The following is a 12,187-nucleotide window of genomic DNA, read 5'->3' as shown; positions in this document are numbered from 1 at the left end:
TGTCGCCACGTGAATCCCACCTCCTTATATAAACGGATATATACAGAATCTTTGCATCAATCTGCCCTTTACTTTAATAAACAAAAGCAGAGCTGCCCAAAGCAAGCCCCTCAACTATCGTACCCGTTAGCGTAAAGCATCAGTGCTTTCAAGTACTGCCTTTATCCTCCTTACGCTAGAAGACGAGCTCTCTTCCTTAACAATTTTAAAAGTACCAAGGTCAACCGTATTCACCGCGTGAGGACCGCCGCATATCTCTTTGGAGAATTTGCCCATCGTATATACTTTTACCATCTGGCCATACTTGCTCTCGAATAGACCAATAGCCCCTGTTCTACGTGCATCTTCAAGCGTCATCTCTTCGAACGTAATCCCGACGCCTTCGGCAATCGCTTCATTGACCAGCCGCTCGGTTGCCACGATCTCTTCTTCAGTCATTTTACGATGGAACGAAAAATCAAAGCGCAGTCTCTCAGCCGTTATATTGCTGCCCTTTTGCGCCACCTCATCTCCGAGAACCTTTCGTAGTGCAGCATGAAGAAGATGAGTTGCCGTATGCAGGTTTGCCGTCTGTGCAGAATTATCTGCTAAACCGCCTTTAAACTTTTGGGCTGCTCCGGCTTGAGATAACACTCTATGCTTCTGAAATTTCTCTAGATATCCTTCCAGATCGATGGCGATGGAACGCTCTGTTGCCAGTTCCATGGTCAATTCGATGGGAAACCCATACGTATCATAAAGTTTGAATGCAGCTGCACCGTCTATTTGACCATTTACTAATGAAATCGAAAGCTTATCGAATTCATGAAGTCCCTGCGCGAGCGTTTTTTGAAAACGAGCTTCTTCCGCCTGGAGTTCCCTAATAATTTTATCGCGATTGCTTTGCAGCTCTGGGTATATTAGCTCGTACTTGTCAATCACAGCGCTAGCGATATCCGCTAGACCGCCTTCTTGAATACTCAATTGCATTGCGAATCTAACAGCTCGGCGAATCAATCTTCGCAGCACATAGCCTTGGTCGACATTAGACGGAGTAATGCCGTAATTATCACCAAGGATAAATACTGCCGTGCGGGTATGATCCGCAACAACTCGATAAGCTTTGGGTTGATTTGCGTATGCCGTCTCCGACAGTTCTGCAATTCGTGAGAATATCGTAGTAAACAGGTCGCTATCATAGACTGTTCCTCCATTCAAAGCGACTAGCACTCTCTCTAAGCCCATTCCCGTATCGACGTTTTTTTGATCAAGCGGTTCAAACTTTCCCTCCGCCGTTTTGTTATATTTCATAAATACATTATTCCAGAATTCAACATAGCGCCCACATCCACATGCTGGCGAACATGTAGGACCGCAACGTTCTTTATCCGAGATAACGAAGATTTCCGTATCGGGACCGCAAGGACCTGTTTGACCTGCTGGCCCCCACCAATTATCGGCTTTAGGCAAGAAGAAGATCTCTTCCTCACATTGACCTAATGCACACCATATCTCGTACGACTCCTGATCACGGGGAGCATCATCATCTCCTTCGAATACAGTAACCGCAATTTTATGCTTGGGTATATCGAGCCAGTTCGGCGAAGTCACGAACTCCCAACTCCACGATATGGATTCATGTTTGAAATAATCGCCAAGTGACCAGTTGCCCATCATCTCAAAAAAGGTGCAATGGGTATCATCACCGACTTCATCTATATCCACAGTACGTATACATTTCTGAACATTGGTTAACCTCGTTCCAGATGGATGCTTCTCTCCAAGTAAATAGGGCACCAGCGGGTGCATGCCCGCTGTCGTAAACAATACGGTGGGATCGTTATCGGGTATAACGGAAGCGCTAGAAATGACGGCATGACCTTTTTCTTGAAAAAACTGAATATACTTCGCTCTAATCTCTTCAGATGTATACAGTTTCATTGATATTTCTCCTTTTACTCTATTTTAGACAACAAAAAAACGCCCCAAGATTGGGACGAATTAATCGCGGTACCACCCAAGTTATTGTCTTCGCATTTAGCGATACAATCAGCTCAATTGACTATAACGAGTCAAATCGGCGGGCATTAACCGCACTCCTGAACCGGCAACATACTAAGTTTCGTAGGATTTCACACCAAAACATCCCTCTCTGAACGAAATGTAGCATATTTTGTTCATTCATTGATTTCATTTATATCATTTCCTAATTATTGTTATTTTAGCCAGTTAGAATTCAGATGTCAATCGTGTATATTAGCAACCTGCATAATACTCGAAAAACCACTCGTAATTAACGTAAACTCCCTCTATGGAGAATCACTTTTCTCTTAAATGCTCATGTTTTCTTAGATTTTGAATGTTTTACTTATTCAACAGATCACATTTTCATGGAAACAAATTTAAGATGAAGAAAAATATGGGGCTGAAAAAAGCGCAAAATATCTCCACCTAGACCACTTCTCTGTAAAAAATGGTTTCTCCGGTAAAGTATGGTTGCACTTATGGATCTCCACATTGGCTCATGGTGGTCAACCCTCCCATGTCTCACAGAGTCTACGCTCCCACATTCCTTCATTCAACCTGTCCATGAGGTGGAGGTCAGATATGCTGCCCGACAGGATCTTCGTCCGTACGTTAGTTTCGTTCCAACTCATCCGTGCTTTAGTTGTCTGTTGTTTGTTACAACCTCAATTTCTATGAAGAAGCTGTTGCATTTAAGCTGCTAGTGGTACTTCCTTGAATCGAGGGATGTCCTGCATCATTTTTTCTTCACTGAATTCATGTCCTTTTTTCATGATCCCGAACAGAATCCGAATGAGCTTGTTACACAGCGCAATCAGCGATTGCATCTTTTTTAATGGATGATCCGGCCGTTTGGTGTCATACTCGTGCAAGGCTCTAAATGCTCCGTTTTTCGCAACCGATGGCATGATGACGCGAAAGAGTAAGGCTCGAAGTCGCTTCCTACCTCGCTTCGAGCCTTTCTTATGTTTCTATAGAGGTTTTGTTTATGGACATGCACGCAAAAGTGGATGTTTTTTTCAAATACCCTTTATTCAACTATCGTTCCTCGTTAACGTAATGAAGTCTGTTCTTTCGTTCTCTAGATTTCCGTCGTATCTTTTGGAAGAAATCGAACTCTCTCCAAATAGGCTAGCACGTTGCTATGATCGCGTGAAGGGTATTCATAGTTAAGCTTTTCCGCAAGCGGCTGCCCTACCTCTTTCGCAAGTCGAATTGTCACAAAAAGGGATTCCCATATATCCGAAAATGCTGGGCCACTGTAAGTACGCTCGAATGAGTGCCATAGTTGCTCTGGTAGATATTCTTTCAGCCATTTTGAGGCCGACCCCAAATTGACACCCCAGTTATGCTCCGCTCCAACGTACCAGGATAACAGTTTCATCAAATTTTGTCTAACAACGATATCCGACATAAACTTTGCGTAAGGCAGCTCATCTCTCCACAATCCTTTGGCCGCATTCGTCGAGCACCATAAAAGATTATTAATGTTCCGTTGGAACTCATCGGCCAATGGTCTAACGGTAATATAGGACGCTTCGGAGGGAGGAGCAAATTTTTTCAGAACATTATCCTTGTCCAGAAGCAATTTAGAAAGACTATCTTCAATGTGCTCGTTGACGGTCTCCGCTCGGCGGAATGAAAGATCGATTCTTACCCCATCCGTAAAAAGCATAAGAAAAATGTAATCGTCCTCGCCGTTCGTCTTAATATCGTTCTGCTGCATCATAATCAGTTCACCAAAAGTTCCAATCCAATCCTGATGATCCACATAGTATCTAGGCTCGGTGACAACAAATATTAGATCATAATCGCAAAAGATGTCCTTAGTCACATTCGGGTTAACTCGCGACCCATTCAGAATAATGGCCCTTACCTTCTCATCGGCATGAGCAAATTGTAATAGTTGATCGATAACTTCGGATTCTGTTCTCATTTGAAACCTCCAAGATTATGGATTCTACCGTAATCAAATTCCTTGAGGATAGACAAACTATCGCCTTTCTCGTTTTGTAGCCTATTTACATTTTATAGATATATAACCGAATATCAATTCAACTATGCTGCCCCTTAACGTAATGGAGACTGCCGATCATGTTGGCAGTCTCGTGCTGGTGTTATTGTGTTAACGTACTCCGTTAGTTCATGCTATGTAACCAGATGTGACCATCCAGGGTTGGTCTTCATTTCATAGATTTTTTGGAGAGTATGGACATGCTTCGTCTTCTCGTAATCATCCTCTGTGTGGAGATACCCCTCTACAAGCCTGTACCCGAATACGAGAAGAATTATCTCATAGACACAATGATCGGCGATTCGGGATACATGTGCATACTCCGAAAAGCCTTTGTAATACGCAGGGACGCATCGCTGGTAGTATTCGACCATGTGATCGATATCCGGTTCATCCGCGATCAGGCTTGCGAGATCCTCGCCCAGGTAGCCCCATCCGCTGGTATCCCAGTCGATGAGCGCGATTCTCCCTTCAGCATAGATCAGGTTGGTTACCCAGAAGTCCCGGTGGCATAGCACGAGGGGCAATTTTTCGATACGGGCGAATATCTCGTCTGCTTGCTCATCGATGTCGATGAGCATTTGCCGCACGTGCAGCGGGAATTCGCAGTCCTCCGAGCGTATATAATCGTAGACGACCGGCCATGACCGATAATGCAGGTACGTTTTCTTCATGAGATCCGCATGGCTCAGGTTGGTCAGGCTCTGCAACACGGCGGGCTGCTCCGCATACAACTTGCCTTGAAAGCGCCCTAACTCCAGCGCGGCCTTTTCATACATGTCACCGGTCAAGTCTAAACCGGTTACGCCATCGATATATTCCAGCCACAGCTGGTATTCATTTTCTTCGGCATTGAGCTCGGCGTGATAACATGTCGGCCAGCGGAGGGCTTGCGAGAACGTCGCTCCCAAGTCAGATGAATAGAGATCATATTCCCGACGCCATGAGCCCGGATCGCCGTAACGCTCCCATTTATTCTGGATTTTCAGCACTATACGGTACGGCAATTTTTTGCCATCCACGCTTTCGGCGATCCCCATTACCAGGTACACATTTCCAACAGTTCCGCCCTGTAACGGCATAGTTTGGCAGTCGGCAGAGATGATATCCGTCTTGAACCGTTGGTTTAAAGCGTAAATCAGCTTTTCAAGTTCAATATTCATTTATTCCTCCGTTTTCTCCGTTTGCTTACTCCACATGGCGAGAGTTTTGTTTCGAGTTCTCTTGTCGATGAGGTAGCTCGTATTATCCTGGATATACTCGTTATCAAGCTGCAGGGCATAGAAACCCATCTATTGAGAAGACGACAGCCGTTAAACCAGCTGATTAGATGATTATATCAAATGTAATCCCTAATTTTGGGAAGACTTTAGTTATAACTATTCTCCCGTTAGCGCAACAACGCTGCCCATTCATGCCGGCAGCCTCGTCCTGATGATTATTGAGCAATAGTTTCCGTTAGTTGAATTAGCGTTATTCCGCATTATGTTCCACACGTTAATGGATTTTAACTACCGCAACAGCAGCCTTTATTGACGGGATGGACTTCTCTTTGGATAATACTGCTCTGTGGTTCCCATTTCCGCCAACTAACAGATCCCCATTGGGCATTTCTAACAGATATAAAAGGTCTGTCCCTGGATATGAACATCCATGACGACAGACCTGACAACTAACATTCTCCAGCTTGCTTCTCCAGAAACGCACGAATAGAAGGATCCATGCATAATCCGATGGAGCGGCTGTATGCGAAACGGGCTTCTTCGAACCTCTGCATCCGCTTGAACAAATGGGCGCTCAGCGCCCAATAAGGTTGATAGTTCTTGACCGCTTCGGCCGGCACTTCTTCCAGCAGCGCCATCCCGATTTCGGCCCCGAGCGCCTCAGCAACGGCTGCCGCTCGGCCGACGACTGCGCCAATCGTTGGAGCGATACCCACGAGCCCCTCGTACAGCAACGCAATCTCTTCCCACTCGGTTCGGCCAGTCCAGGCACGCTGGGCATGCACGGATTGAATCGCCGCTTCAAGCTGGAACCGCCCGATGCGGTTCTCTTGCGCGGCAGCACGAAGGCAATGTTCCGCTTCCTCGATCATCGTGATTGACCAACGAGAATGATCCTGTCCGGATATCGGAACATATCCGCCTGCCTCATCGCGCCTCGCATTGCGGCGTGCTTCGCAGTACAGCATAAACGCCATCAATCCCAGCGCTTCTGGTTCCCCCGGCATGAACCGTACGATCAGCCTTCCCAAGTAAATCGCTTCTTCGGCCAGTCCTTTCCGGCGTGGATCTACGCCGTCCACATCATCCCAGCCGCTTCCATAGGCCGCATAGACGGCTTCAAGCACAGATTCAAGTCGCATAGGCCATTCGTCCTTTCCGGGCAAGTCAAATTTAATGTCGTCGCTCCTCAATCTCGCTTTCGCGCGGGTAAGGCGCTGCCCCATCGTAGCAGGCTTAACAATGAAGGCAGAAGCAATGCGGGCTGCGTCAAGGCCAAGCACGGACTGGAGCATGAGCGGTGTACGCACGGCGGGGTCAATTTCGGGATGGGCGCAAATAAACAGCATCTTAAGCCGTTCATCCGGAAAAGACGCTTCGGGTTCGGTCCATTGCTGCGCATTTTTCGCCATTGCGATCAAAGTCTGCTCCGCACCGGCATGCACTCGTGCATGCCGGGTAACGTCGATCAGTCGGCGCTGCGCAGCAGTAAGCAGCCAGGCCTCGGGCTTATCCGGCACTCCAGTCGCAGGCCATGATTCCAGCGCGGCCAGGAAAGCGTCGGCAAGCGCATCCTCCGCTGCGGCCAGGTCACGCCAGCGCACAGCCAAAAAAGCAACCAGACGGCCGTAGGAATCACGGGCCGTCTGTTCAATCATTTGGTGAGCATGCATGGCGCTCATTTCGAAGTCGGATGCAAGTTGGGGCGGACCTCAACCGAGCTGCCGGGACAACGTGCCGCCCATTTCAATGCGATGTCCAAATCTGGCACGTCGATGATGATCAAACCTCCAATTTGCTCCTTGGTTTCGGTAATCGGGCCATCCTGAACCAGCAATTCACCACCTCTGCGGCTAAGCGTGGTCCCATTCTCCGGGGACTGGAGACCTGCGCTACTTACAACAATGCCGGAATCACGTAACGCTGTGACATAATGGGCCCAGCTTGCGGCATACGCCTCCTTGTGAATCGGATCGGTTCGTTTAGCGAAATCCTCCGTCGTTTCATACATTAGCAGTGTGTAATTCATGGTTATTGCTCCTCTCCACATTCAGAATGGGGTTGTTTCATGTCTTCACTATAATGACGATCCATATCGATGAATTTCTACATTACTCGAAAATATTTTTTAACCGTCAGATGACGCAACTCGAAGCATCCCATAGTAGATTTCATACATACATCGATAACAGACAAGAAGTTGTATCGCTTTACACAGCGGATCCTCTGCATTTTGTTGAACTATCGTTTCCGTTAGTTGAATGAACAACTCTGTCCAATTCTTATGTGGATTGCTCTGTCAGTGTTTGTACCAAATCGGAATCGTAGTCTCGAAATTCCGGTGATCGACTAATACCGTACGAATACGATCTATCATTGAATCAATTTGCTCTGGCACGACTTCGAGCGTCCAAGTGATAGTTCCGAATATAGTCAGTGCCGTATATAGCGCATACAGGTTCCAAAAATCTTCGGGAATTTCCCCATTAAAGTACCCGTCAATTTGCCCGATTGAGAACGGAATGCCAATCTCGCGGCTGAAGTAGGCGATTTTAAGAAAATCGTGATATGGGTCCCCCCAGTCGTAACGATTGAAGTCGATTGCAGTTACATAAGCACCGCTATGAACGAGTAGATTGCCGGGATGAAAGTCGTCGTGCTGAAACCGGTTCGGACGGCCTTCAATAAGAGGCAAATGCCTATTAGTGAAAATCAACATGTCGACCATTATCATTAGCTTCGTCCGTAGTTCTCTGTAGGACCTCTTCAATTCTAAAAACTTTTCCCTGCTCAACACGAAGCGTGAAAGTTTCCCATCATTCATGTTCCATCTGAATTAATTCGACTTGGAGTATCTAATAATGTCCATAGCCCATACTGAATTCTAAATCGTTGGAATCATTTTTTCATAGCAACGTTTCCAATCACCTTCACAATTCTCTCCATTTATATAAAAAATCTAATATATCATATTGAAGGAATTTGCTAGCATTTATTTATTACAACATCTGTCGACTATCATTAAGTAGAACATCGTGCGCACTACCCTCAACAATACTTGTAGAAGAAACTAAGGTTAGCTTAGCATTCTCTTTTAGTTCAGGGAGTGTCAGGTAACCACAATTACACATTGTTGAACGTACTTTGCTTAAAGAAAGTCCAACATTTTCTTCTAAACTCCCCGCATAGGGTACAAACGAATCAACTCCTTCTTCGAAAGAAAGCTTACCGTCACCGCCTAAGTCATATCTCTGCCAATTTTTTGCCCTTGTACTTCCTTCTCCCCAATACTCCTTCATATAATTACCGTTAATATTCACTTTTTTAGTGGGGCTTTCATCAAATCGTGCAAAATATCTTCCTAACATTAGAAAATCTGCTCCCATAGCTAGTGCCAATGTGATGTGATAATCGTGTACGATACCACCATCAGAACAAATGGGTACATAGATTCCTGTCTCATTAAAATATTCGTCACGAGCCTTCGCTACCTCAATTAATGCGGTAGCTTGACCTCTCCCAATGCCTTTTTGTTCTCGTGTAATACAAATTGCACCACCGCCAATTCCCACTTTTACAAAGTCGGCACCAGCTTCAGCAAGAAAACGGAAACCCTCTTTATCAATTACATTTCCTGCCCCAACTTTTACGGTATCACCATAATTCTTCCGGATGTATTCAAGAACAATCTTTTGCCATTCTGTAAATCCTTCCGAACTGTCAATACAAAAAACATCTACTCCAGCTTGAAGTAATGCTGGAATTCGTTCGGCATAATCTCTAGTATTAATACCTGCACCAACCATGTATCTTTTTGATTCATCGATTAGCTCATTCTCATTTTTCTTATTAGTATTGTAATCTTTTCGAAATACCAAAGAAATCAATCTTTGTTCACCATCAATGATTGGAAGGCAATTTAATTTGTGCTCCCATATAATATTATTCGCTTCTTTTAATGTGGTATCTTTATTACCACAGATCAAGTCTTCGAATGGTGTCATAAAATCCTTAACTTTAGTGCCTAGAGCCATCCGGCTAACTCTATAATCTTTGCTAGTTACAATACCAACTAATTTACCTCTAGAACTTCCATCAATTGTTACTGCTACAGTTGAATGATTTGTCTTCTTCTTTAATATTAATAATTCGTCTAAAGTTCCTTCAGGAGAAATATTAGAATCACTAACTATAAAACCGGCTCTATAACTTTTTACACGATTAACCATTTGTGCCTGATATTCAATAGATTGTGATCCATAAATAAAAGAAAGTCCACCTTCTTTAGCTAAGGATATTGCCATTGTATCATCAGAAACTGACTGCATAATTGCTGATGTCATAGGAATATTCAAAGATATAGGAGATTTATTTCCTTTTTTAAATTTCACTAAGGGTGTTTGTAAACTAACGTTTGCCGGTATACACTCTACAGATGAGTAACCTGGTATTAGTAAATACTCACCAAAGGTACGCGACACTTCATTCATATAAACTGCCATATTATTTTCCCCCTTGTTCTTGAACTGTTTTTTCCATAAGTTTATTTAGACCTTGATACAATCCTATAAGCATTTCATCATCAAAATCAGTAAATAACTCCTCCAAATACTGTTCTTCCATCTTACCTCTTTCCAAGTAATACTCTTTCCCCTTAGCTGATAAAGCAACACGTAAACTCCTTCTGTCTGTTTCATCTTTTCCTACTTCTACAAACCCTTTTTTTTCAAGAATATCTATGATTTTTTTCACATTTTGACTCGAAGTGCCGACCATTTGCGCAATATCTTTTAGGTTAAGAATGTAATCATCAAAGAGAGATATATTCCAAACCACAAAAGCTTGTTTTAATGATAGCTCTTTATATCTTCTATCGCCTAAAAGCTGCAAACGGTTAGACAAAGAGAAAATTGATCCATAAATATAAGCTTTAGGTGTGATTTTTTTTTCTATTGGAAAATTCATTTTTCCACCTCCAAAATAGATAACTGGTTATGTATTAAAATATCTAACTAGTTGCCTTTTGTCAAGTAGCTGAGAGTTATCCATCTAAAGGAATTTAAGGGTAACGATGGCCTGATAATAGGGAACAGCCCACTATGTAGGGGATTTCTTGTCCTCAGTACTGTTTGAAGGGATGTTCTTGTCGCAAAAAAAAACGACAAGAATATATCCCTTCAAATAAAAAAGCTTGATTTAACAAGCTTTCGTTGTAGGTACTTTAATGTCGTTAGACTACTTGGAAAGACGTGATATAAGTTAACGCGATAGAAAAACCTAGAATCCAGAAGAAAATAACAACGATTGCTGATAAGATTTTAGGGTTTTTCAGGAACGCGATTTGTTGTCTGAGTGATACAAGCGATTCACCTTCTGTACGAGGAATCGCTGCCAGCAACAAGATTAAGATTGCGATAATCCCAAGATTACGGGTAACGTTAGTTGAATAACAACAGCGGCAGTTTAAGATTATATTTATCAAATCAGCTGCCGTCATGTCGTGATTGAACTATCGTACCCGTTAGTTTAACGGCGCTTATTTTCACCGGACATGTAGGTTATTTCGGTATTCTTCTTCAAAAAGCACATGTATAGTATTAATCAAGAGGGACATCACTATGTCGATTCGTGTTTCTGCTAAGAAGATTGAAAGTCAGATCAAAAAGTCGGTAGGTCTTAAGGTTAATGGTTACAATATCATCGAAGAGATAGATGAGGCAGCTAGGGAATAAGTAGATAATTTCTCTGCTAAGGTAGGTTAAACAATAGTCACCGTAAATTTCTCAGCCTCACCTGGTTTTCTCCACTCTAGCCTTGCATTTAAAACTTTTTGCTCGAATAACATGATCTTTATGAAATCTTTATAATAATTGGGTACCAGCTCATGATCTCTAAGGCTATGTAATTCAACCCAATGTGGAATATGTTTTTCAGGTTCATTCGTTATTAATTCCCCGTGAACATGATTTGTTACAAAGAAGAATGTCACTGAGTGGCCGTTGTTTCCATGATCAATATAAGAAACGACTCCTTTTAAAACAGGTTTTTCAATTGTTAATCCCGTTTCCTCATCCATTTCTCTAATACACGCTTCCTCTAAAGTTTCATGTAACTCAACACCGCCTCCAGGGGGCGTTAGTTGTTTGAAATTGAAGTAGCTGGGAATCAGCTTTTCCATAAGGACTATTTTTTCATCTTTCATTGCGATACATGCAACCCGTGTTCTGATGATTGACAATTAAATTTCCCCTCTCTTTTAAAAAAAATAAAAACCCCCGATGAAGGGGGTTGCAGTCAAAAAAGATACCTGTTTTCTCCCTCTCATCTTTGCAAGGATTATACCCTGCTGGAATTTGCACCGTGCTTCAAAAAAGCCGGTTGCCGCGGTTTCATAGGGCCAGTCCCTCCACCGAACTCTGAATAAGAGATCTATTAAATTATTTTCACATTAACATATATCACCATAAATAACATCAAATATTTAGTTGATGATGATATTATTAATTTAGCTATCATTTTCCGTTAGTTAAAGTTACGGGGCTAATTTTTGTGCGTTTATTCGTTTTCCACTTGAATCCGTATGAAATAACGTTAGCGTTCCGTCGGGTTCGCTGTGAAATTCGATATGTTCTTCAATACTCACGAACAATCAGTTGAACCTCTTTCTTTATTTGTTGCTTTCTCCTCTTAAGTGAGATTGAACATCTGTACAAAATCGGGTGTTTTGTGAAGTAGTTCTGATTGAACTATCGTAGCCGTTAGCGGAATGAAGAACGGCTGAATTGCCTATGGTAGACCAAGGGAGCGTAGCGACCGCGACGTGAATACGGTATTAGTTGATGGACTAGCCCTTTCGAATTAGCATTCAAAGTTAGTATTATTAATTCTGTTATATTCCTCAACTAATTCCTGATAACAACCTTCATCTTTACGTAACATCCATTCA

At 43.1% G+C, this 12,187-nt stretch carries 8 protein-coding genes, 2 pseudogenes and 1 riboswitch; all 10 genes and pseudogenes read right to left on the bottom strand.

Annotated elements, in window-relative coordinates; all coding sequences use genetic code 11:
• Positions 1–126 precede the first annotated feature (126 nt).
• Positions 127–1,920, bottom strand: coding sequence for an alanine--tRNA ligase (locus OB236_RS17705; protein WP_262685199.1), 1,794 nt, complete (start codon positions 1,918–1,920; stop codon positions 127–129).
• Between the two features lie 776 nt (positions 1,921–2,696).
• Positions 2,697–2,966 (bottom strand): annotated as a pseudogene (locus OB236_RS17700) (IS110 family transposase); the annotation flags it as partial.
• 119 nt (positions 2,967–3,085) lie between these two features.
• Positions 3,086–3,940, bottom strand: a complete 855-nt coding sequence (locus OB236_RS17695; RefSeq protein ID WP_262685198.1) for an aminoglycoside 6-adenylyltransferase — start codon at positions 3,938–3,940, stop codon at positions 3,086–3,088.
• A 212-nt stretch (positions 3,941–4,152) separates the two neighbouring features.
• The gene (locus tag OB236_RS17690; protein WP_262685197.1) at positions 4,153–5,181 is read right to left on the bottom strand and encodes an aminoglycoside phosphotransferase family protein; all 1,029 of its coding nucleotides are present in this window, start codon (positions 5,179–5,181) and stop codon (positions 4,153–4,155) included.
• 509 nt (positions 5,182–5,690) lie between these two features.
• Entirely contained in the window at positions 5,691–6,899 is a 1,209-nt protein-coding gene (locus tag OB236_RS17685) for an RNA polymerase sigma factor (RefSeq protein WP_262685196.1), read from the bottom strand.
• A gap of 20 nt (positions 6,900–6,919) precedes the next feature.
• Positions 6,920–7,270, bottom strand: a complete 351-nt coding sequence (locus OB236_RS17680) for a YciI family protein (RefSeq protein WP_262685195.1) — start codon at positions 7,268–7,270, stop codon at positions 6,920–6,922.
• A gap of 270 nt (positions 7,271–7,540) precedes the next feature.
• Positions 7,541–8,005 (bottom strand): annotated as a pseudogene (locus OB236_RS17675) (aminoglycoside phosphotransferase family protein); the annotation flags it as partial.
• A 235-nt stretch (positions 8,006–8,240) separates the two neighbouring features.
• On the bottom strand, positions 8,241–9,743 hold the full coding sequence (locus tag OB236_RS17670; protein ID WP_262685193.1) for an IMP dehydrogenase: 1,503 nt from the start codon (positions 9,741–9,743) through the stop codon (positions 8,241–8,243).
• A 1-nt stretch (position 9,744) separates the two neighbouring features.
• On the bottom strand, positions 9,745–10,206 hold the full coding sequence (locus OB236_RS17665; protein WP_262685192.1) for a MarR family winged helix-turn-helix transcriptional regulator: 462 nt from the start codon (positions 10,204–10,206) through the stop codon (positions 9,745–9,747).
• A 793-nt stretch (positions 10,207–10,999) separates the two neighbouring features.
• Positions 11,000–11,479, bottom strand: a complete 480-nt coding sequence (locus tag OB236_RS17660; RefSeq protein ID WP_262685191.1) for an NUDIX domain-containing protein — start codon at positions 11,477–11,479, stop codon at positions 11,000–11,002.
• An 80-nt stretch (positions 11,480–11,559) separates the two neighbouring features.
• A riboswitch (SAM riboswitch) is annotated at positions 11,560–11,668 on the bottom strand.
• Positions 11,669–12,187: the final 519 nt, after the last annotated feature.

This window comes from Paenibacillus baimaensis (genome assembly GCF_025567575.1).
Note: the sequence above shows the minus strand (reverse complement) of the source record. Positions and strands in the feature narration are given on the sequence as shown.